We start from the raw sequence: 23,271 nt of genomic DNA, 5'->3' as shown, positions 1-23,271 counted from the left end.
TTTATGCTTTCCTGCGCTATAATCTAGCCACTTTAACGAAGTGGAAACAACACGAATGCTTGAAAATATTGCGCAAATGCTCTGCTCCAAAGAGAGACTCCTGACTGAAATTTACTTCGATCTTCAGCTCTTTTTTGAAGCAAAATATGGCAAAAATACGATTGTGTTTATGGAAATTGGCTCTTTTTTTGAAACCTACGAAGTCAATAATGAAACCCATCAAATCGGCAAAGCCAAAGAAGTCAGTGAGCTTTTAAACATCCAACTCACGCGCAAAAACAAATCCATTTTAGAAAATTCCATACAAAATCCCATGCTTGCAGGCATCCCCTCCGTTTCGCTCGATCGCTATTTGAGTCGTCTGGTACAAGCGAAAAAATACACGATCGTTTTAGTCCGCCAAAAAGGCGAGCCACCCCACGTCAAGCGCTACATCTCCAATATCATCAGCCCTGGTACCAACTTTGATTATCTCATTGAGCCCAGTGAAAACTACCTTGTTTCACTGCTCGTAGACTGCAACCATCAAATCTATTCCATCGGCTACAGCGCGATTGATGTCACAACGGGCAAGACCATCATCAACGAAGTGCACGGCACAAGGGAAGATAAAACCTACGCGCTGGATGAGATTTTCAACCTACTTCAGACCTATAAAACCAGCGAAATTGTACTCACGTTTAACACAGAAAGTATCGATAAAGAGTGGGTTCAAAATTACCTTGAAATCACCCCCAGTGTCGCGCACAGCATCAACAAAGAGCGCCTCAAAGTAACCTATCAAAATGAACTCTTTGGGCGCATTTACGCGATTCGCTCCCTGCTCTCGCCTATCGAATACCTCGACATCGAGCGCTACCCTTACGCGAGTGAATCGTTAGCAATTTTGTGCGATTTTATCATCGAGCACGATGCCAATATCATCGAGAAGATGAGCCGCCCTATCCTGCTTGGTAACAGTCGCTACCTCTACATTGGCAACAACGCCCTAGAACAGCTCGACATTATCTCCAAAAACCCTTCGGAGATGACGCTTTTAAACCTGATCGATCAAACCTCGACCGCCATTGGAAAACGACTGTTGAAAGAGCGCCTGCTTAATCCCATTTGTGATCTTAAAACCCTCAATGAGCGTTTTGATCTCAGTGCTCAGCTGATCAGCGACTCTAAAAAATTTGAGATCGCGCTCAAGCAAGTGTATGATTTGGAGCGCATTTTAAGACGCATTGCGCTTAAAAAATTGCACCCGTTGGAGCTCGATTACCTCGGCACTTCGCTTGAGGCGATTTTGGGCATCTTAAAAGAAGCAGAGCTAAAGAAAGTACCTACGCCCAAAGAGCTTTTTGATGAGAGTGAAGCGCTGCTTTTAATGCTCAAAAACACCTTTATTTTAGACAGTTGCGCGAAGTTTCGTAAAGACCAGATCAGTGAAAACCTCTTTCAAAAAGGTGTTTTTCCGCAAATCGACAAGATCGAACAGAGCAAACAGGAGCGTTTTAGTGCCCTTGAACACATCGCAAGCCACATCGAAGCACTCTTTGAAGAGAGCAATCGTACGACGCTGAGCATCGAATGGCTAGAGAGCGAAGGGCATTACATCGCGATGAGCAAAAACCGTTTTGCACTCATTGAAGAAAAGCTCATGCAAAGCTTTATCACCATTGGTGAGCAGCACTACTTTTTCAAAGATTTTAGCTACAAACACCTCAAAAACAGCGTGAAGATTTCCGCCTCGTTGATTGAGGAGATTTCTCAAGAGATTACGCTGAGCAACCTTCAAATGATCGCGTTGGTCAAACAGCGCTACGATGAGATGTTGGAAAAAATCGAAACGCATTATGCTCTGACGTTAGAGCACCTCATCTCGTTTGTGGGAACGCTTGATGTAGCCCTCAGCAATGCCAAATGCGCTATTTTATACAACTACGTCCGCCCTGAACTTTTGCCGATGCAGGAGAAAAACCGCTTTATTGAAGCCATTGGACTGCGCCATCCTCTCATCGAATCACGCGAAGAGAATGGCATCTATATTCCCAACGATCTTTTCCTAGGACACAGTGCGCCAGAGATCACCCACGATCATGTGACCCTTGAAGCGTGCCGTGAAAACGATGTGCAAGGCATCTTGCTTTATGGCATCAACTCGAGTGGAAAATCTTCGTTAATGAAAAGTCTTGGTATCGCGGTCATCATGGCACAAGCGGGATTTTTTGTGCCGTGCGCGAGTTTGCGATTTCATCTCTTTGATAAAATCTTTACGCGTATCATTAGTCACGACAATCTTTACAAAGGGCTTTCGACCTTCACCGTTGAGATGTTAGAGCTTAAAAATATTTTCAACCGTGCTACGGAGTTTTCCCTCGTCTTGGGCGATGAGATCAGCCATGGAACGGAGACCGAATCGGCGTTGGCGATTGTCGCGAGTAGCGTGGTGAAGATGCACACGCTGGGCTCGTTTTTCGTCTTTGCCACCCATCTGCATCAACTGAACAACCTGCCTCTGATTGCGGAACTCAAAAAAGTGATTTACCTGCATCTAGGCGTGAGTTACGATGAAGAGAATGACAAGCTCCTCTACAATCGAAAACTAGAGCTTGGCAGTGGTAGTTCGCTCTATGGTTTGGAGTTTGCCAAGTCATTGCATATGGATCCAACGTTCATCAAAACCGCGTACGACATTCGTCGTAGCCTTGCGGGAGAACTGGGTGATGTAGAGCTTTTAAAGCAGAAAAAACGCAGTAAATACAACAAAAACCTCTACCTTGCCAAGTGTGCGCTGTGCGATGAATACGTGGATGAAGTGCATCACATCAAAGCGCAAGAGTGTGCGGATGAGCACGGCAACATCGACCACTTTCACCAAAATCACCGTTACAACCTTATCCCATTGTGTGCAAAACATCATAAACTGGTGCATGAGGGAAAGATCGTCATTAGCGGTTTTGTGATGGGCAGTGACGGTTTAAAACTCCACTACGAAGAGAAGTAAAGAGTATTTCTACTCTTTACATGTAAAGTTTACGCGGTTTTAAACTGGGAGAGCGTACTGCTGAGTGAACCGGCTAACTTGGAGAGATGTTCAGCCGCAGAGGCGATCTCTTCGACACTTCTTGCATTCGAGCTTGAGAGTTCATTAATCGTGCTAATTTTTTCAATAACTGCACTTTGAATCAATTTAACATTGGAATCGACTTTGTTAACCACTTCGTCCGTCGCTTCAACGCTTTGTGCCAACATCGCCACTGCATCACTCGTTTGAGTCGTGACTTTGGTGGAAAATTCCGTTAACTCATGGATGCATTTCGCATTGCCATTCATCTCGCCGCTGATATCGCCGATGGATTGAACGATGACATTCACCGTTGCGTTGGTATCTACCAAACTTTTCTGGGTTCGCTCCGCCAATTTTCGCACTTCATCGGCAACGACGGCAAATCCACGCCCATGTTCTCCTGCTCGCGCTGCTTCAATAGCAGCGTTAAGGGCTAAAAGATTGGTTTGGTCTGCTATATCACCGATAACATCTAATACAGATCTAACTTGTTGTGCTTCGCCTGCGAGATGATTGAGTCGTTCATTGATAGCAGCTTCTGCTTGTACTGTTTGACCTAGTTGCGTAATAGTTTCGTCTAGCAAATCTTGCGCAATAGAAAGACTTTTTTGTGCTTGGAAAGTAACCTCTTTAACTTTTTTAGCTTGGCTACTTGCTTCATCCATCTCTTGCGCCACAACGCTAACATCGTGTGTTGTTTGAGAGACTACATTTGACTCTTCTTCTGCTCTTTTTCCGATTTGAAGACTGGTGTTGGAGAGTTCTTCTGCTACCGAAGCATTTTCCACCGCATTGCCTTTGGCTTCATTTAAAGCAAATGCGACATCTGAAACAACGGCATTGATAGCCTCTACGATTTCACTAATCTCATCTTTTGCTCCTGATTCTATTTTCGCACTCAAGTCTTTTGTACGACGAATCTTTTCACAGCCCTCTTTTGCTTTTGCCACAGAAGCTTTGATAGAGTTAGTAATGATGAAACATATGATTAAAATGACAATAAGCACGATACCTAGAACTATTTCACCAATCGTTTCATTGGTATCAAGTCTCTCAAAGTTGATTTTTTTGACACTTTCTTTTAAGGCATCTGTCTCATTCATTACCTTATCAAAAGTACTAGCTGATTCTTTAGTTAAAGTTGCAAGTGTTTCATACTCAGCTTTATGCTCTTGTGCAAAAGAGCTTTCATTAATTTTTGCACCATATTTTTTTAAAATTTCAAGGCGAGGGACATTGAGTTTGTACCACGCTTCAGTACCTTGTTTGATACTGGCAATTTTGTCTTGATTGACTTTGGAAGGTAAAATAGGAACAAGTGAATCGATAGATTTTATCGCTATTTGATAATTATCTTCAAACCCTTTGAGTCTCTCAGGCTTACCTAAAAGCTGATAACCTCTAAGTTCCATCATACATTGCGCCAATGATAAATCAACTTCGGAAATAGTCAAATGCCTTGTAGCTGCCATTTTACCATCATGGCTAAGTTTAATCATCTCATAACCCAAAATACCAAAACCTAAAATCACTACAGCAAGCAGTAATGTGAGCTTACCTTTAATAGTTGTTAACATGTTCTATCTCCTATTTTTTTAATGAGCAATAAATCTTTTGAGAGTTTTTGAGCCATCTCTTCCCCACAAAGAATTTCAACGAGTTTGAGTGTAAACTCCATCGCCGTACTAGGTCCTTTGGAAGTCGTAATATTGGCATCACAAACAACATTAATATCGGCATTATAACCTTGATGTTTAATCTGATTTTCAAAAGAGGGATAACAGGTGTAGTGATTTTTGAGCACACCTGCACTTTTAAGCGCTAAAGGCGCTGCACAAATGGCAGCAATGTGTTTGTTTGCTTTATCAAAGTCTTGCAGTAAACTTTGAACTTTGGAATCTTTGGCTAGATTGGTAGCTCCAGGGAGTCCTCCGGGGAGGACTATCATATCGAAGTCTTGATGTTCAAGCTCACACAAAAGAGTATCTGCTATGACTTCTATGCCATGCGCACCCTTTACATGTAAGCCCTCAAGTGAGCCCATCACCACTTCTACGCTAGCCCGTCTTAAAATATCGACTATGGCAATAGCCTCTATCTCTTCAAAGCCAATGGCTAAAGGAAGAAGAACTTTGGGCACTATTTTACTTTTTCTAAGTATTCGCCACGAACGGTGTCAACTTTGATGACATCGCCTTCAACGACGTGGAAAGGCACTTGAACAACCGCACCACTCTCAAGCGTTGCTGGTTTTTTACCACCTTGGGTGTCGCCTTTGAAGTTTGGTGGTGTTTCGACAATTTTAAGCTGAACAAATTGAGGCGCTTCAACGCTGATTGGTTTACCATTATGGTAAAGCATATCGACATTCATACCATCGATGATCCAGTCTGATGCTTCACCGACTTGATCATGTGTTAGCGCGATTTGCTCATACGTAACGCTGTCCATAAACTGTAAAAATTCGCCATCATCGTATAAAAATTGCATGATTTTATCTTCAAGATGTGGCGTTTCACATTTATCACCCGCATGGAATGTTTTTTCGATGACTTTGCCATCCATAAATGATTTGATTTTACAACGTACAAAGGCTGCACCTTTGCCTGGTTTGACATGTTGATACTCGACGATTTTATACGGTGTACCGTTTAATTCGATCTTTAACCCTTTTTTTAAGTCGCCCATTCCTATAGAGGCCATACATTCTCCTAAATTTTAGTTTTCGTCATTATAGCGAAAAAAGTTACGACTACAAAGCGACCTATTTTTATACAATATAGTGTATGTTTAAAACAAAATAAATGATATAATTAACATTTTAAAAGATATATAATTCATTATATTATTTAATATATAAATTAATTAGCATATTTTATACCTTTTAATTTATATTTAATACATTTTTCAGTATCATCACACGATGAAAACAAGCGATATTATTAATCTTTTGCATAATGCCATTGAAGCCGAAAATATGGGGAAGAAAATTTCTCAAAAAAAGATGGCGGAAACCTTTGGTATTTCCATGCGTACCTATCAAGAGTGGAGACTTGGAAGTAGCGCGCCTATGGGCATTCCTGTGGTTTTCAATATGCTCGGAATGTTAAAAGATGAAGATATTGTGAGATTAGTGCGCAAAATAAACGATGGGCAAAAAGGAACGGTATGACAAATCTATCCGTGAGTGAGAAGTTGGCGTTAGAAGAGGTATTTGAGTGTTTGAAAGATAAGAATTGCCGTAAAATAAACATCATGACGAAACGTTTTTTTGTCTACCGTATGATGCGCCTGTTGGTTTCAACGCGTCGAAAACTCTTACATGTAAAACGCTAAGTTGCCCAATCGTTTACATGTAAGAATTTCTAAAGTGCCTTCGTACTGTCCATAAGAACCGGAACCACGATCAACGATACGATCACAGCCGCTATCGTTCCAAAGATCAACGCAACCCCCAATCCCCCAAAAATAGGATCCGTCGCAAGAAGCGTGCTGGCTAAAATAATCGCAGCCGCCGTCAGCATAATCGGCTTCGCTCTGGTCGCACTCGCCTCTGCTATTGCCTCTTTTTTTGGAGTGCCTTGTTTGATCAATGTCTGCGCAAAATCAATTAATAAAAGCGCATTTCGAGAGCTAATTCCCATCAGTGAAATAAACCCAATCAGTGATGTCGCGGTGAGAAAAAAGGTCGTCGAGGAAAAAAGATCCATGATCCAATGCCCGATGATCACGCCAATAATCGAAAGAAAACTCCCCAAGAGCACAATGCCAGAGAGCGCAAAGCTTTTGTAGTAAACGACCATCAACAAAAAAATCAAAAGAAGTGCTGCGATAAACGCAGCGCCGAGGTCACGAAACGTGTCCATCGTCACTTTCATCTCGCCATCCCAAACCAGTTCATACACGTCACCACTCTTTTTATCTCTGAGCGTGAGATCGAACAGATGACTTCTGCTTATTTCAAACTCCTCTCCCAATGACTCTTTGATTTTAGAGCGTGCATCTAAAAGCGGATAGACTTGCGAAACCAAATCGGCTTCGGCTACGATGCTGACCATCTTTTGAAGGTTCTTGGACATTATCGTCGGACTCGAAGCGACTCTCTCAACACGCACCATCTCGGAGAGCGGCACCATCATTCCTTGAGCATTCAGCAGTTTAAGCTCACTCAGTTTTGCGCTGAGCTCCTCTTTGGAAGCATGTGGAAGCGACTTGGAAGGCGAGCTAAGTACCAGATAAAGCGGAATTTGTTCAGGGGAATTTTCACTGTTTTTATGGGCTACATGGGAGCCCTCAAAGGCAAGGTACAAAAGTGCATTGATCTGCGCGATGCTAAGATGAGAGCGGGTAACTTTTTCTTTATCAAGGATAAGCGCGTACTTCTCATACACCTCATCGGAAAGAATATCCACATCGACGAGGTCTTTGGTTTGCGCTAAAATTTGCTTGATTCTTCCGGCTAAAGCGTTTAAAGGCTCACTTTTTTCTCCATACAACTCGACCACCACGGCTGCCATCGTTGGAGGACCGGCGGGTTGTTCGACCATCTTGATGGAGGTCTTTGGGATTAAGGTTTCACATGCTTGGTGGATGAGAGGACGCAAACGATGAACCATCGCAAAGGAACGCTCATCTCGTTCATGAATCCCACTGAGGTTGACCACAATTTCACTGCTTTGCTCGCCGCTTTTAAGCCCCGAGCCTTTCACTAACCCTGCATAATCCAAAGGAGAGCCCATGCCATTAAAGACTTCGATGTTTTGAATCTCTTTTTCTTTTTGCAAAATACCCACAACGCACGCATTGACCCTGTCGGTCTCTTGGTACGAACTTCCACTCGGAAGATCAATATAGATCGAAAATGTGTTCGTACTTTTCCCCGGCAACATTTTAGCTAAGACAATTTTAGTAGGAAACATCAGCACGGCTAAAACAAATGCTAAAAATGTTAAAAGAAGCACGAGCTTTTTCTTACGCTTTTCCATTAAAAGAGAGTAGACAAACGACTCAAATTTTTGCATGACTCTCTCCTTTTGTTGGCTTTTTAAGAAGCTTTCGCGCTAAAAATGGTGTAAAAATATACGCAATCAATAAAGAAGAGAGCATCGCCACAGGGACATTGAGTGGAATCGGCTTCATAAACTCACCCATCATCTGCCCCACAAATGCCATCGGCACCATCGTTAAGATGATCGCAATCGTTGCTAAGTTTGTTGGAGCGCCTATTTCGTCGGTTGCTTCAATCAGCAACTCATCCATTGCTTTGTCTTTTGCCTCTTTCGCGTGCAGATGGCGATGAATGTTTTCGATGACAACGATGACATCATCGACCAAAAGCCCAAGGCTCAGTAAAAAGGCAAAAAGCGTAATGCGGTTGATCGTTTGCCCACTCATGTAAGCGATAAAAATCGTAATCGCCAAGATGGCAGGAACCGTGAGGGTGACGATCAACCCTTCTCTCCAACCCAAAATAAAGATCAGCAAAAGGGCAATAATCACGATGGAAATCAGCAGGTGAAAGACCAGCTCATTCACCGCTTCGTTGGCGCGCTCACCGTAATTTCGCGTTACGATGTAGCCAATGCCTTCACGCTCCAGAGCACTTTTGGAAGCATCAAGACGGGTGATCACATCACGTGCGATCACAACAGCATTGGAGCCTTTGAGTTTGGAAACACTGAGCGTGACTTGATCTTGCAAAGTGGTAAAGGTCTCGCCTTGTTTGTAGCTGATCTGCGCACTTTGTTTGTTTTGAACCTCTTCTCCTAACGAAACGGCGGCAATGTCTTTTAGGTACACCACCGAACCGCCCACATTTGCCACGATCAGATTTTGAATATCTTCGACTTTTTCTAACGCATTTTTCACACCAAAAACGATCAATTTTCCCTCGTGCGTTCTATTTTTTACTTCAGGAGAGGAGGCAGTGAGTGATTTTAACGAGCCTACGATCTGCTCCAAAGAGAGATGATAAGCGGAGAGTTTAGGAAGATCAATCTCGATGTTAAACTGCTCTTTGTACTCACCTTTGATCTGCGTTTTAGCGACATTGTCCACATTGCCCAAAGAATTGCGAAAGGCTTCCACGCGCTTGTAAAGGCTTACGTTATCCACCCCTTGAGGCGTTTTGGCGTAAAAAGCGATGGAAAGAATGGGAATGTCAATGTCGATGTCAAAAGGACGCACCAGTGGTGTTGCTGCACCTTGGGGGAGTTGGTCCATATTTTGCATCACTTTATCGTAGAATTTGAGGTTCGACGCCTCGCGGTTTTCACCGATAAAATACATCACGTTCACAATGCCCACATTATCGCTCGCAATCCCGTAAATGTGCTCCACACCTTTAATCTCTTTGATGCGCCTCTCGAGTGGGCGGACAATCATCTGCTCGATTTCTGCCGCACTCGCACCAGGCATTGAGACAATCACCACACCACCGCTGATCGAGATTTGCGGGTCTTCTTCTCTGGGCATTAACGAGAGTGCGATCACCCCCAAAGCAATCAAACTGACCCCTAAAATCATTGTCAGCGGATTTTTCAAAAAAAGGCGCGCTAAGTAGCCTGCGAGGTATCGCTCTTTGTACTTCATTGCTATTCACCTACCGTCACAACCGCGTACATGCCAGGGTACGCTTTGGCATCGTTACATGTAAAGGAGAGTTTCACTCGAAACGTGTGCGCCATGGGGTTGGAACTGGGGATAATCGCTTCCACTTTTCCTTCGCTAATGCACCCAATGGAAGGCACTTCCACACGCGCCTTATCGCCTACTTTGACACTGCTTAAATAACTTTCCGCAATCTCCGTGCTCACTCTCAGTGCGCTAAGGTCGGCTAAAACCAATGTGGGAACTCCCGAGAGTGCCATCTCGCCTGCTTTGATGTGCTTTTCGATCACCACGCTCTCATTGGGCGCTTTGACTTTGAGGTATTGGTACTGGTTTTGAACCTCTTGATATTTTTGCTTGGCTTGGGAAACCTGCTTGTTGACGATCTCAACCATTCCTTTAAGATTAGAGGTTGAAAGCTCTAAGTTTTCGACTTCGTATTTTGAGACCATATCTTTTTCAAGCAAGCGCTGATAACGCTCTAAATTGAGCTTTGCATTTTGGTACTGGTTTTCGTACATTTTTAGGCTAATCTCTGCTTGGGAAATGGCAAGCTCACTTTGCGCAAGCGACGTATCGACCTCTTTTGAGTCAATGGTGTAGAGCAAATCGCCCTTTTTAACGACATCACCTTCGTTCACATTGACCGTTTGCACAAAGCCCATGTAACGGCTTGAAATCGTTTTTTGGTTCTCCGAAATCACGCTACCACTGAGAGTCAAACTTCCGGCTTGAAGCGCTCCTGTCGTGATGAAAATAAGCATGAGCGCTTTTACATGTAAAGATTTCATTGCACTTCCTTACTGGCTAATTTTTGAAGCTCAAAGATCTTCTCATTGCGTGCATTTTGCACCTCTTTGAGCCTGAGTACTTTGGTGAGCTCTTCGGATTGTTTTATCAAAACATCATTGATCGAGACAAGTTTTTGCTCGTATCTTCCTGCATAGTTTTCATAGATGAGATGGGAAAGTTCCACCTCTTTTTTAAGGCTATTGATCTCATACTCATCATTTTGAATCTGCGTTTGAATTTGCTTTACATGTAAAGCAATTTGCTTTTTTGCTAACACCAGTTGTTGCGAAGCTTTGAGGTTTTCGACGCGCGCTTTTTCCAAATTATTGTTATCACTTCCGCCGTTAAAAAGGTTCCATTTCACTTGAAGCCCAACCGTATAAGCATCGTTTTTTGAGAAGTCATTCATCAGTTTATCATCACTGCTGCCATAGTTTGCAAACGCACCCACCTGTGGGAGAAAAGCACTCTGCTGAAGCGCAATGCCCATCTTAGAGATTTCCACACCTTGCTCGGCTTTTTTGATCTCAAGATTGTCGCTCAAAATCTGCGCATCACTGCTTAGAAGCGTAGGTGCCTCTTCATCCTTTCCCGAAATTTGCGTCACTGGCTCATCCACCAAGAAGGAAACAAAGGCATATAAAAGCGTTCTGTTGGCTTCGGCTTGATGGATCAGTCGATCGACATCGGCTTGTTTGCTCTGAACTTCTAAAAGATCGACTTTTTTAACATAGCCCTCTTCCAGCATCATTGCTGTTTTTGCTTCGAGTTTGGCGGTATTGGAAGCAATAATATGAAGGGTGTAAAGGTGAGCATCTAAAAGCGATATGGCAAAAAAACTCTTTTTGAGCTCATAAATTTTTTGAAGGATTAGTGCCTCTTTATCCAGCGTGCTCATGGTTTGCAATGCTTGGGTAATTTTGCCATACTGCTCGATTTTTCCACCCGTGTAAATAGGAAGCGTGTATTCAATTTTAGTTTGAAAATGGTTACGATCAGAGGGATTATTAAGATCATTGGGTGTTAACATGTAGTTACTTCCACTAAACTGCTTGAAGCCAAAGTCCGCAAATGTGGCTTCACGCGATTGGAGTTTATAACCAAAAATGTTCAGCGCATCATTACTACGAAGTGCCGCTTGGGAGAGCTCCAAGCTTCCATAGTTTGCACCCAATGCAGCTTGGTGTTCTAGCAGTTTAATTCTTTCATCAAACTTGGCAATCACAATCTCGCTGTTGTGCTCTTTGACTTTTTGGATCGCATCGTCTAAATGAAGCCCCTCCTCTGCAAAGCAGAGACGCAATGCAAGAAGAACAAGCAAAATGATTCGCATGCAAAATCCCTTATCTCATTGTTTTATTCTACTCATATTATCAAAACTATAATGTTTATTTATTTATTGAAAAATATTAAGCAGATCATTTTATAAAAAGATAATAAAATTTTACTTTTTAAAAGCATTATTAAAGCATAATAATGAGAATAAAAGAAGAGATAAGTTAACTATATTTAACATAAAAAAAAGGAGTGCCACTTCTAAAGTGGTACTCCCATGGAAGATTTGAAAAAATTATAAAACAGCGTACTCAACCCAAATGCATGACTCAAGTTTTGTCAGTTCGGTAATGATCTTTTTATCAATATCGGTATCGACCAAGATGACTGCCATTGCAAATTGGTGCGCACCACGACCCAATCTAAAGTCAGCAATGTTAATGCCCTCTTTGGCTAAAATCGTAGCGATATGGGCAATAACACCTGGTACGTCATTATTTTTAAAGATAATCATCTTACCTTTTGGTTTAAAGTCAAACTTAAAGCCATTGATGCCAACGATGCGTTGTTCATCTTCACCAAAAACGGTTCCGCTGATACTGACAACATCTTTTTCAGTGGTTAAAACAAGTGTTACTTTATTTTTATAGCCACTTGAGCTTGCGGCTACTTCAAATTTACTTTCAATGTTTTTCTCTTTAGCAACAAATTCAGCATTGACATAGTTGATTTTGTTTTCATTCGCCTCTTTCAAAGAGCCTACGATACCAAAGGTTAAGAGGGATTTAGCGTAGCCACCAATCTCTCCTTCAAGCTCAAGCTTAATGGATTTGATCGCTGAGCGGTTCAATTGTGCAGCTAAAAAACCCATTTTTTGTACAAGTTCTAAGTAAGGTTCAACAAAAGCAGGAATGTCTTCGGCTTTAATCGGAAGATTCAGTGCATTAGGATAACTAATGCCACGTGCCGCACTGATCGCATTTTCTGCGGCTTGAATTGCAATTTTTTCTTGAGACTCTAGCGTATTGGCACCAAGGTGTGGGGTCACACAAATATGCTCAAGATCCAGTAAAGGATGGTTGGTTGCTGGCTCTTTGGAGAAAACATCAATGCCCGCAAAAGCGATTTTGCCACTTTTAATGCCTTCCACTAAAGCCTCTTCATTGTAAAGACCACCACGCGCACAGTTGATGAGGCGTACGCCATCTTTCATCTTTGCGATTTCATCGTGAGAAATGATATTAATCGTCTCTTTGTTTTTAGGCGTATGAATTGTAATAAAATCACAGCTTAAAATGTCATTGAAATTTTCGGTATAGGTCATGCCAAGATCGGTTACTTTGGAAGCAGAGATATACGGATCATACGCAACCACTTCCATGCCAAAGGCTTTGGCACGAATCGCAACGCGACTACCGATATTACCAAAACCAATGACACCAAGACGTTTCTCACACAGCTCAACACCGTACCATTTTTCGCGGTTCCATACACGATCAATTTTGAGGTGATTGTTGGCGTTGGTAAAGCTTCGTGCACAGCCTAAAAGATGCGCCATCGTAAGCTCAACCGCAGCAATGGTATTGGCGGTTGGAACGTTCATCGCGATGATACCACGTCTGCTACAGCCATCTTGATCCACGTTGTCAACGCCTACACCCGCTCTTACAATCGCTTTAAGGTTTGTGGCTGCGTTTAAAAATTTTTCATCCACATCGGTGGAGCTTCGTGTAATCGCAACATCACTCTCGCCAATAATTTTGAGGAGTTCATCTTTAGGCAAACGCACAGCGTCAATAACTTCGATATCTTTTTCAGCACGTAAGATTGCAAAACCTTTTTCGTGAATCGCATCGCATACAATGATTTTCTTCTGTTTCATAACCAAACCTCGACAATTTTTGATTTTATATCGTATTTTTCAAGCTCTAGAACAACATTTTCAAGTTGCTTTTCACTTTTTTCTTCTATATAGATAATAGGAATTTTATCTTCCTTAATCACCATATACGGTAGGTGCAAAGCGGTGAGTGTCTGAACAATGCAAAAAAGTGAGTAGCGATCTGCTCGATCAATCACCAAGCGAAACGACTTTAATTTGCCTGCAGTTCCGCCTTTTTGCCCATACGCATCGATTTGCATAAAAAGCTCATTGACAGGGAAAATAAACTCCCTAGCGTCTTTATGCGCCATCTCTTTGATCCAAACGTTTTGGGATGTTTCTTGTTTGATTTCTTGCGTTTTGGAAGGTTCGTACTTGGCGACCTCTTCCTTCACATCTGTCTCGTGATTCAGAAGTTTTGAAAGAAAAAATCCTACTCCTACAAAGAGGAGCAAAAAGAGTGCGCCAAGTACTTTTTTTTGCATTGATTATTTCAATTGGTCTTTAAGGATGTCCCCAAGTGTCATCTTCTCTTCTTTATTGATCTCTTTAAGCGCTTCTCTCTCTTTCAGTTTTGAAAGACGTCTTACGGAGAGACGAATGCGGTTTTTCTTGTCATCAATAAAGGTAATGGCAGCTTCGATTTCATCACCAATTTTAAGATCAGCTTCATTCACTTGACCCAAATCTTCTTTACGAATCAACGCATCAACATTCTCTTCAAGCTCAACAAAGATACCAAACTCTTTAATATCTCTGATTTTACCATGAACGATGTCGCCGTTCTCGTGTGATTTTGCGTATTTTTGGATTGGGCTATCTTCAAGCTCTTTTTTGCTGAGAGATACTTTTTCATTCTCTTCGTCAATTTTAACAATCTTCACTTCAACTTCATCCGCTACAGCGAAAAGCTCTTTACATTTGTTATTACGATCCCAAGAGGCATCTTCATTGTGTAAAAGACCTTCGATTCCACCGATTTTAACAAATGCACCAAAGTTTGTAATGGTCGTAATAGCACCTTTAACCACATCACCCACTTTGAATTTTTTCATAAAATCATCAAATGGTTTTGGAAGTACGTTTTTAAGAGAAACTCTAAGTCTTCTCTCTTTAGCATCAATTTCAATGACTTCAACATCAACCACTTGTCCCTCTTCGATGTAATCGCGTGGGTGTTTGATGTTTTTATCCCATGAAATTTCAGAGATGTGAAGGAAACCTTCGATGTCATTACCAAGATCAACAAAGGCACCATATGGTTCAATATTGCTAATCGTAACTTGAATCGAATCACCTGTTTCTAACTCATCTTTGATCTCATCCCAAGGATCAGGCATCGCCGCTTTGACGGAGAGAGAAAGATGACGTTTGTCTTTGTCGTATTTGATCGCTTTAACAGGAATCACTTCACCCTCTTTGTAGAGCGTACCAGGGTTTACAGGGCCTTTGTAGCTGATCTCACTGTAGTGAACCAAACCATCAATACCACCCACATCAACAAACATACCGTAGGTTGTAATTTTTTTAATCGTTCCTTCTACCACTTCGTCACGGTCGATCAACTCTTGAACGATTTCTTTGCGTTTTTTGCGCTCGTCATCAAGGAATTTTTTGCGAGAAATGATGATTGATTCTGTGTCGGTGTCAATTTTGATGATTTTAACTTTAAGTGATTTACCTAAAAGTGCGTTCATATCTTTGACCGCTGCTTGTGAACGTGGAAGGAAAAATTCAATACCTTCAGTGTTCTCAGCGATAAATCCACCTTTGTTTTTACCCGTGATTTTAACATCAAGAACCACATCGTCTTCTTCTTTATATTCAGCGATAAATGATTTAATATGACCTTTACGAAGGGCCTTTTTGTGCGAAACCGCTGGTCTTTCGTTTCTGAATCCTGTAATAACTACAGCGATGACATCTCCCACTTTGCATGTTATGTTACCATTTTCATCTGTAACCTCAGATGCGTTTAGACGTCCTTCAGACTTCTTACCCACATCAACTAAGATAACATCTTCTTTGATCGCTACAACAACACCATTGATGAGTGCATCTCTCTCAGAATCTTTGAAAGACTCTTCCAACATAGCCGCAAAATCCATCTCCTCATGTTCGTCTACGGCGTCAGTATGAACAGCTTTGTTCGCCTCATTTACCATTTTATACCCTTTTTTGATTGATTTTTGACACATTTAGCTACATGTAAACATGTAAAAGTTGTCTATTATACTTTAATTTCGCTGATTTTTCCAACTATTTTTTCGATAATCCAATCCGGTGTCGAAGCGCCCGCAGTCACGCCACAAAGCGTTTTTCCTACGAACCAACTCGGATCTAAATCTTTTTCACTCTCGACTAGAAAACTATCCTTACAATACTCTTTGCAAATGCTGTGCAATTGCTTCGTATTGGACGAGTTTTTTCCTCCGATAACGATCACGACATCCGCTTCTTTGGCAAGCTCACGCGCCGCATCTTGGTTTTCAAAGGTTGCGTTGCAGATGGTGTTAAAGACGCGCACCTCTTTGTAGCGTGTCTCTAAAAAATTGGTGATTTCTAAAAATTCACTGATTTTTCGTGTGGTTTGTGAAACGACGGCAATTTTATTGCCTTTAAACCTTACTTTTTCAAGCTCTTCTACACTTTGAACGACGTGAGCACCATGAATCGCATAGCTCTCAACACCCTTAACTTCGGGATGATCGGCATCGCCAAAGATGACGATTTCATACCCTTCCGTACTCATTTTTTCGCAAATTTCTTGGGGTTTTGTCACATAAGGGCACGTCGCATTGATCACTTGAACATCACTTTTGAGAAGCGTTTCAAGATCTTTTTTAGGAATCCCATGCGTCCTTATAATTGCTTTACCAACACCCTCAGCTTCAGAGATATGGTGCAAGGTTTTAACATTAAAATTCTCACGCAAACGATTAATTTCCTCGTTGTTGTGAATAAGCGGTCCAATCGTCGAAGCATTTTTGGTATTTTCCGCAATTTTGATCGCACGTTTGACACCAAAACAGAAGCCGTAACTCTCAGCGAGTTTAATTTTCATTGCTCCACCTCTCCTATTTGAGACAGAAGCTCAATGAAATTGGGAAAAGAGGTATTAATGCACTCAATATCTTCAATTTTCATCGGTACGCGTGTTCCTGCAATCGCAAAACTCATCGCAATGCGATGGTCACCAAAGCTGTTAATCGTAGCACTTTTAAGCGCTCCTCCACTGACTTCATAGCCATCCTCAAACTCTTCGACATCAATGCCACATAAACGGAGATTTTTAACAACACTGGAGATGCGATCGCTCTCTTTGACACGCAGTTCCCCAGCATTTTTGACAAGGCTTTTACCTTTTGCACAGGCAAAAGCGATGGAGAGTGCTGGCAGTTCATCAATCAACCATGAGATGTTTTCACTCACTTCAACGCCATGCAGTTCTTTGCCCGTAATGATGATATCACCCACACTCTCGTACACGTTCTCTTTTTCGATAAACACAACTTCAGCGCCCATGCGTTTCAGCACATTGTAGGCTTCGATGCGCGTAGGATTTAAGAGCATATTGTGCAATGTAACAGAACTTCCAAAATTGATCGCCGCCGCAACCGCAAAGAAAAAGCCACTGGAGGGGTCATTGGGAACTTTCATGTGCAACGGTTTCAGCGGTGAAGATTGGGGATGAATGGTTACATGTAAACCTTTAGAGATGACATTTGCGCCCATGCCACGTAGCATGCGCTCGCTATGGTCACGACTGAGTTCGGGCTCACTAAAGGTGGAGATACCATCCGCTTGAAGAGCGGCTAAAATCAGCGCACTTTTAACTTGTGCGGAGGCGATTTTACTCTCGTAATGAAACGCTTTCAGCGTTTCACCACGAATCCCAAGAGGGGCATAATTACCATTACTTCTGCCATCGATCTGCGCGCCAATACTGCGCAACGGGTCTGCCACGCGACGCATCGGGCGAGAGCAAAGGTATTGATCGCCATACAAGACAAAAAAGCCTTTACATGTAGAGAGAAAGCCCATCAAAAGACGTATCGCTGTACCCGAATTGCCGCAGTCTAAAATGAGTGGAGGCTCCACGATGCTCAGAGGTGGCATAATCGTGAGTGTGCCATCAATGGCTTTTTCAACCTGCGCGCCGAGTGATTGAACGATACTGAGCGTGCAGAGCGTATCTTCCGCAGGCAGATAATTTTGAATGATGGAAGGTCGGTCACTGAGGAGGGAGAAAATCGCGCAGCGATGCGAAATCGACTTATCGCTAGCGATTTGATCGGTTGTAAACGAAAAGTGTCCTTTTGGGTTTACATGTAAGGTTTTCATCGGATAGAAATTCCAAATTTTTCGTGAATTTTGGAAAGTATCTCTTCGACCATCGAAGCGATCTCTTCTTCTTCAAAGGTCTTTTCCATTGATTGGAATTGAAGTTTGAGCGTCAAACTGACCTTATCGCCAAGGCTCTCATGCACGTAACGATCAATGACCGCAAATTTCACCAACGCTTTGGGAGCAATAGACGCGATAAACTGCTCTAGCTCAGAATATTGCATTTTCGCATCGACAAGCAAGCTGAGATCACGTGACGAAGAAGGAAGTTTGGAGTACTCTTTGGCAATTTTACGTTGATACACCAGGGCATCAAAATCAAGTTCGCAGATGTACGTACGTACCAAATCAAGCTCTTTTTCGACTTGAACATTCACACGCGCCATATAACCCGCTTCCACACCGTCAATAAGCACACGAGCAGCTTCATACGGGCTGCACAGGCCATTGACATCGTTTAAAGGAAGCAGGGTAAAGTTCCCTAAAATACTCTGGATTTTACTGGCAAAAGCAAAGAAGTCAATCTCGCTAGGCTTCCCGTGATTTGCAATCTCAGCGATGCCATTCTCGCCACTAAACACGAACGCCATTTTTTTGCTCTCATTTCTTTCAGAGTCAAACACACTGCCCACTTCAAAAAGTGCCACACGTTTTTTACCAAATTTGAGGTTATTGGAAACCGCATTTAAGATATTGGGTAACAACGAACTGCGAAGCGTGTTAAGCTCACTCGTAATCGGATTGGCAACATCCAGGCCTTCATTTAAAAGCGGTAAATGAAATTTTCCAGCCTTTTCACGATCATCAAAAACGAAATGCAAGGTCTCAAAAAATCCTGCAGAAACGGCACGGTGACGGTACATTTGTCTTTTTTTGAAGTTAATATAGGGCTGATTAATTTTGAGTTTTTCGGCAAAAACAAAAGGTTTTGAGGTGATATTATCAATGCCCACAATACGCACAATCTCTTCACAAATATCTTGTGTATTCACAACATCCGATCGGAATTGTGGTACTTTGACATTAATGACATCTTGTTCAAACGCAAAGTTAACACCAAATCCTAACTGTTTTAAAATTTTAATAATCTTATTTTTAGGGATCTCTTCCCCAATCATTTCGGTCAAATCACTTTGGTGAATATTGATAATTTTCGCTTCAAAATCTTGCGTGATTTGTTGAGAATCCGCATACGTCATGATTTTAGAGCGCTTCGTCAGCATTTTAAAGAAATAGTTCAAACCAAAAGCCAGTTGCGGTTCACTGCCTCTGGAAGAGCGGTAGAGATGTTTATCGGCATTTAATTTTTTGTTGGCACTGCGTGATGCAATGATCTCAGGATGCGTGTAATTTGCTTCGACAATAATGCGTTCATCCAGCGCCGTTGCTCTGCATTCGCTCATCTGTGCCACACCTGTAATCGCCACTTTTTGACCCTCAAGACCGAAAATAGCATCCAAGCCATTTTCATCTTTAGCGATGGCAATCTTGGCTTTCTCCTCTTTGGCGCCAAAACAACTTTGGTTGTAAGCACGAAGCAATACACCCGTAACGTAGGTAGAATAATCAATGAGTTTACCGAGTAAACAACTGTTTTCAACCTCGGCAAAGCCTAAGCGCAGTTGAATGATAAGCGGAACTTCAATCTCGGTATTGTCAAACACTTTGTACATGTAAGAACCAGAGAGTGCTTCGCTACCATGCAGATGAAGCACACGACCAACACCGGGTTGGTTTTCCTCTTCTTCTTTGTGTCCCAATGTTTTGACTTCCAAATCAAAATAGACACTGAGATCTCGTGCCACGCCATACACACTTTGGCAATCACCGCGATTGGGAGTGAGTCCAATTTCGATCACATCATCATTGATCAAAGGATATTCGCACAAAGGTTTTCCAAGCTCAAGTTTTCCAATACTCTCATCTAAGAGCATAATGCCATCATTGATTTTGGGAAGACCAAGTTCTGTTGAAGAGCAGATCATACCGCAGGATTCAACATCGCGGAGTTTCGCTTTTTTGATTTTAAGATCACCTGGAAGAACGGCGCCAATAAGCGCCACAGCGACCATTTGCCCTGCGGCCACATTTGTAGCCCCACAAACGATCTGTTGGATGCTTTCACCCACATCGACTTGGCAGACATTGAGTTTATCGGCATTGGGGTGTTTTTCACACGAAACAACATGGCCTACAACGACATTTTCAGGAATTTTGATTTTGGTGAGCCCATCGACTTCAAGACCAATGGCGTTCAGCGCTACAGAAATTTTATCCGTATCAATCGCACTAAGATCGATCCATTCATTTAACCACTGTTTTGTTACTATCATCTAAATTGCTCCAATAATCTCAAATCACCCTCAAACAAAGACCGCAAATCGGGAATCTGATGCAACAGCATCGCAAAGCGCTCAACGCCGAGTCCAAACGCATAACCACTCACATCTTTGTAGCCAACCGCTTTAAAGACATTCGAATCCACTACGCCGCATCCCAGTACTTCGAGCCAGCCCGTGTGTGAACAGACACGACACCCTTCGCCTTTACAGAAAATACAGCTAATATCCGCCTCAGCGCTTGGCTCCGTAAACGGGAAGAAACTTGGACGGAAACGCACTTTAACATCGCCAAACATGTATTTTAAAAAGTCTTCGAGAATAAATTTTAGATTGGCAAAGGAGACTTTTCCTGTCTTATCAACGACCAAACCTTCGACTTGGTGAAACATCGGGGTGTGGGTAATGTCAAAATCACGTCTAAAAACCGCTCCTGGGCAGATCATACGAATCGGAGCGCTCTGCTTGAGCATTGTCCTGATTTGAACCGGTGACGTGTGGGTACGAAGCAACATCGAATCTTTAAAATAAAAGGTGTCTTGCATATCGCGTGCAGGGTGGTATTTGGGAAGATTCAACGCTTCAAAGTTATGGAAGTCATCTTCAACCAAAGGACCTTCTTCGATGGAAAAGTTCATACTCACAAAATATTCAATAATTTTATCCATCGTATCCATCACTGGATGAAGCGCACCCGCACTACTTTCTTGATTGAAAAGGGTGACATCCACACTGCTTTTGCGCATTTGCGCTTCAATCATCACAGCATCAAGTTCACTCTTTTTTTGATTGAGAAGGTCTAAAAAGTTCTCTTTGTTAATATTGAGATTTTGGGCAAACTCTTTTTTAGCATCGCCTTCAAGCTTTTTCAGCTTTTCAAATTGCGCTGCAAAATGCCCTTTTTTACCAAAGAGAGAGACTCTTAATTTTTCTAATTCAACAAGCGAAGTGCATGAAGCAATCGCATTTTCTATATCTTTCAAAGGGTTACCTTTCATTCGTGAGCATCCATTACGCTCTTAAGTCTATTAGGAAGCCCATTTTAGTCAAACTTTAATTATAAAAGGTTAAAATCCAACGTTTAGACTAAATTCAAAGCACTATGTACTACACTATATCCATAAAACGAAGGAGAATGCAATGACAATCTTTAGTAAAATTGTGAGTGGCGAAATTCCATGCAATAAAGTACTTGAAAATGAGGACTTTTTAGCGTTTCATGATATTAACCCCAAAGCACCGGTGCATATCCTGATTATCCCAAAAGTTGAGTACACCTGTTTTCAAGAAGTTGATCCAAAAATCATGGTTGGGCTCACAGAATTTACCCAAAAAGTGGCAAAACTTTTAGGATTGGATGAGCGTGGGTATCGTTTGATTACCAATAACGGCAGTGATGGTGGGCAAGAGGTGTTGCATCTGCATTTTCACCTCTTAGGTGGGGCAAAACTTTCATGGAGTCACTTAAGCGACAGCGACACCCACAATTTTCTATAACACATCGAAGAGGTTTACACCTCTTCTGCTCTCTTTTAGTGACGCGATGTTATCCATGTTTCAAAAATTTCAATTTGTTTACATGTAGAAGAGACTGCCGTTCCTCCTTGGGAGGTTCGTGCATTCATAGAATGGACTAAAGAAAGATATTCACTTACATCTTCGCCAATGCGTGCATCGACTTTTTGAAGCTCTGGAACACTCATGACACTCAGATCAATGCCCAATCCTTCCGCATGCGCCACGGCGCGCCCTGTGATAAAATGAGCTTCACGGAAAGGGATATTACATTTTTGAACCAAGTAGTCCGCCAAATCGGTGGCACTTAAATGCCCTACCTCGCACGCTTGCTTCATTCGTCCTACATTGATGGTCATTGTACGAACCGCTTCTTTGAGAATATTGAGTGACATGAAAACGGTTTCGACACTGTCAAACACACCCTCTTTGTCCTCTTGCATATCTTTATTGTACGCCAAAGGAAGCCCTTTGAGTACGGTTAAAAGTGAAATGAGATTGCCATTCACGCGCCCTGTTTTACCGCGTAAAAGTTCAGGAACATCAGGGTTTTTCTTTTGTGGCATGATGGAGCTACCGGTGGAATATTCATCGCTTAACGTGATAAATTTGAACTCATAACTTGACCATAAAATAAGCTCTTCCGCAAAACGTGAAATGTGCATCATAATGGTCGAAATATTAAAAAGAATCTCCAGAGCGAAGTCACGATCACTGACCGTGTCAAGGCAGTTCACACTCACACTGTCAAACCCAAGGAGCTTTGCCACATACTCTCGATCAATGTTATGAGGCGTACCCGCAAGTGCGGCACATCCAAGCGGTAAAACATTATTGCGCTGATAAGAGCTTTCAAGTCGTTCAATGTCGCGTTTAAACATCGAAACATAGGCTAAAAGATGAAACGCCAAGTTAATCGGTTGGGCATGTTGAAGATGCGTCATACCAGGAAGCAGCGTGTTGGTATGCTCTTTAGCGATGCTCATCAAAACATCAATCACCTCTTCTAAAGCACGCACAATGACTAAATTCTCTTTTTGTACGTACAATCTGAAATCAACTGCAACTTGATCGTTGCGACTTCGCGCCGTATGCAGGCGTTTTCCCGCTTCTCCAATGAGATCGATTAACCTTGTCTCCACAGACATGTGAATATCTTCATGCGCAATATCGAAAACAAATTTTTCTTCTTCAATCTCTTGTTTAATTTGCAAGAGCCCTTTGGCAATTTGATCGGCTTCATCTTCCGTTAAAATACCCTGTTTTGCAAGCATCGTAGCATGCGCAATGGAGCCTTTAATATCTTCTGCATAAAGTTTTTTATCGAATGGTAATGAGGCGTTAAATTGATCGAGCAAAGCGGCTCCGCTTGTGGCAAATCTGCCTGACCATAGTTTTGACATGAACGTGTCTCCCTGTAAAATAATAAGATAATGTGATGTGGACATAACGTAAAGGAG

Annotated in this window: 19 protein-coding genes; 4 read left to right on the top strand and 15 right to left on the bottom strand. The window is 42.2% G+C overall.

Annotated elements, in window-relative coordinates:
• The first annotated feature begins 55 nt into the window (after positions 1-55).
• Positions 56-2,989: a MutS-related protein gene (locus tag SHALO_RS04095; protein ID WP_069477473.1), complete on the top strand. Its 2,934-nt coding sequence runs from the start codon at positions 56-58 to the stop codon at positions 2,987-2,989.
• A gap of 29 nt (positions 2,990-3,018) precedes the next feature.
• Here SHALO_RS04095 and SHALO_RS15615 read toward each other — a convergent pair whose 3' ends face one another.
• The 3 genes from SHALO_RS15615 to efp are packed head-to-tail and all read right to left on the bottom strand — an operon-like array spanning position 3,019 to position 5,755.
• Entirely contained in the window at positions 3,019-4,629 is a 1,611-nt protein-coding gene (locus SHALO_RS15615) for a methyl-accepting chemotaxis protein (RefSeq protein ID WP_069477472.1), read from the bottom strand.
• Positions 4,623-5,192 carry a DJ-1 family glyoxalase III gene (locus SHALO_RS04085; protein WP_069477471.1) on the bottom strand — a complete coding sequence of 190 codons (570 nt, stop codon included), beginning with the start codon at positions 5,190-5,192 and terminating at the stop codon, positions 4,623-4,625. The genes SHALO_RS15615 and SHALO_RS04085 overlap by 7 nt, the downstream gene beginning before the upstream one ends.
• Positions 5,192-5,755, bottom strand: a complete 564-nt coding sequence (efp, locus tag SHALO_RS04080; protein WP_069477470.1) for an elongation factor P — start codon at positions 5,753-5,755, stop codon at positions 5,192-5,194. The genes SHALO_RS04085 and efp overlap by 1 nt, the downstream gene beginning before the upstream one ends.
• A gap of 220 nt (positions 5,756-5,975) precedes the next feature.
• Here efp and SHALO_RS04075 point away from each other — a divergent pair, with 220 nt between their 5' ends.
• Positions 5,976-6,224, top strand: coding sequence for a DNA-binding protein (locus tag SHALO_RS04075; protein WP_037958366.1), 249 nt, complete (start codon positions 5,976-5,978; stop codon positions 6,222-6,224).
• On the top strand, positions 6,221-6,388 hold the full coding sequence (locus SHALO_RS15330) for a hypothetical protein (RefSeq protein ID WP_158513706.1): 168 nt from the start codon (positions 6,221-6,223) through the stop codon (positions 6,386-6,388). The genes SHALO_RS04075 and SHALO_RS15330 overlap by 4 nt, the downstream gene beginning before the upstream one ends.
• 29 nt (positions 6,389-6,417) lie before the next feature.
• Here the strand turns inward: SHALO_RS15330 and SHALO_RS15610 are convergent, their stop codons facing one another.
• The 11 genes from SHALO_RS15610 to pheS all read right to left on the bottom strand — a co-directional run bounded on the left by SHALO_RS15610 (position 6,418) and on the right by pheS (position 21,279).
• Entirely contained in the window at positions 6,418-8,073 is a 1,656-nt protein-coding gene (locus SHALO_RS15610) for an efflux RND transporter permease subunit (protein ID WP_069477469.1), read from the bottom strand.
• Complete coding sequence (locus tag SHALO_RS15605) at positions 8,060-9,643, bottom strand: efflux RND transporter permease subunit (protein WP_069477468.1); 1,584 nt, start codon at positions 9,641-9,643, stop codon at positions 8,060-8,062. The genes SHALO_RS15610 and SHALO_RS15605 overlap by 14 nt, the downstream gene beginning before the upstream one ends.
• A gap of 2 nt (positions 9,644-9,645) precedes the next feature.
• A complete protein-coding gene (locus SHALO_RS04060; protein WP_069477467.1) occupies positions 9,646-10,452 on the bottom strand; it encodes an efflux RND transporter periplasmic adaptor subunit in 807 nt (268 codons plus the stop codon).
• On the bottom strand, positions 10,449-11,786 hold the full coding sequence (locus tag SHALO_RS04055; protein WP_069477466.1) for a TolC family protein: 1,338 nt from the start codon (positions 11,784-11,786) through the stop codon (positions 10,449-10,451). Before SHALO_RS04055 ends, SHALO_RS04060 begins: the two co-directional genes overlap by 4 nt.
• Positions 11,787-12,023: 237 nt before the next feature.
• Entirely contained in the window at positions 12,024-13,610 is a 1,587-nt protein-coding gene (gene serA, locus SHALO_RS04050) for a phosphoglycerate dehydrogenase (protein ID WP_069477465.1), read from the bottom strand.
• Positions 13,607-14,095: a hypothetical protein gene (locus tag SHALO_RS04045; RefSeq protein ID WP_025343974.1), complete on the bottom strand. Its 489-nt coding sequence runs from the start codon at positions 14,093-14,095 to the stop codon at positions 13,607-13,609. Before SHALO_RS04045 ends, serA begins: the two co-directional genes overlap by 4 nt.
• A gap of 3 nt (positions 14,096-14,098) precedes the next feature.
• Entirely contained in the window at positions 14,099-15,775 is a 1,677-nt protein-coding gene (locus SHALO_RS04040; RefSeq protein ID WP_025343973.1) for a 30S ribosomal protein S1, read from the bottom strand.
• A 65-nt stretch (positions 15,776-15,840) separates the two neighbouring features.
• On the bottom strand, positions 15,841-16,674 hold the full coding sequence (locus tag SHALO_RS04035) for a 4-hydroxy-3-methylbut-2-enyl diphosphate reductase (RefSeq protein ID WP_069477464.1): 834 nt from the start codon (positions 16,672-16,674) through the stop codon (positions 15,841-15,843).
• Entirely contained in the window at positions 16,671-17,954 is a 1,284-nt protein-coding gene (gene aroA, locus SHALO_RS04030; protein WP_069477463.1) for a 3-phosphoshikimate 1-carboxyvinyltransferase, read from the bottom strand. The genes SHALO_RS04035 and aroA overlap by 4 nt, the downstream gene beginning before the upstream one ends.
• Positions 17,951-20,290: a phenylalanine--tRNA ligase subunit beta gene (gene pheT, locus SHALO_RS04025; RefSeq protein ID WP_069477462.1), complete on the bottom strand. Its 2,340-nt coding sequence runs from the start codon at positions 20,288-20,290 to the stop codon at positions 17,951-17,953. The genes aroA and pheT overlap by 4 nt, the downstream gene beginning before the upstream one ends.
• Positions 20,287-21,279 carry a phenylalanine--tRNA ligase subunit alpha gene (gene pheS, locus SHALO_RS04020; RefSeq protein WP_069479313.1) on the bottom strand — a complete coding sequence of 331 codons (993 nt, stop codon included), beginning with the start codon at positions 21,277-21,279 and terminating at the stop codon, positions 20,287-20,289. Before pheS ends, pheT begins: the two co-directional genes overlap by 4 nt.
• A gap of 157 nt (positions 21,280-21,436) precedes the next feature.
• Between pheS and SHALO_RS04015 the strand changes: the two genes are divergently transcribed.
• Positions 21,437-21,793, top strand: coding sequence for a histidine triad nucleotide-binding protein (locus tag SHALO_RS04015; RefSeq protein WP_037958335.1), 357 nt, complete (start codon positions 21,437-21,439; stop codon positions 21,791-21,793).
• 35 nt (positions 21,794-21,828) lie between these two features.
• On the opposite strand, the gene argH is transcribed toward SHALO_RS04015, so the two are convergent.
• Positions 21,829-23,214: an argininosuccinate lyase gene (gene argH / locus SHALO_RS04010; RefSeq protein WP_069477461.1), complete on the bottom strand. Its 1,386-nt coding sequence runs from the start codon at positions 23,212-23,214 to the stop codon at positions 21,829-21,831.
• Between the last annotated feature and the right edge of the window lie 57 nt (positions 23,215-23,271).

The organism is Sulfurospirillum halorespirans DSM 13726 (genome assembly GCF_001723605.1).
GTDB classification, from domain to species: Bacteria; Campylobacterota; Campylobacteria; order Campylobacterales; family Sulfurospirillaceae; genus Sulfurospirillum; species Sulfurospirillum halorespirans.
Note: the sequence above shows the minus strand (reverse complement) of the source record. Positions and strands in the feature narration are given on the sequence as shown.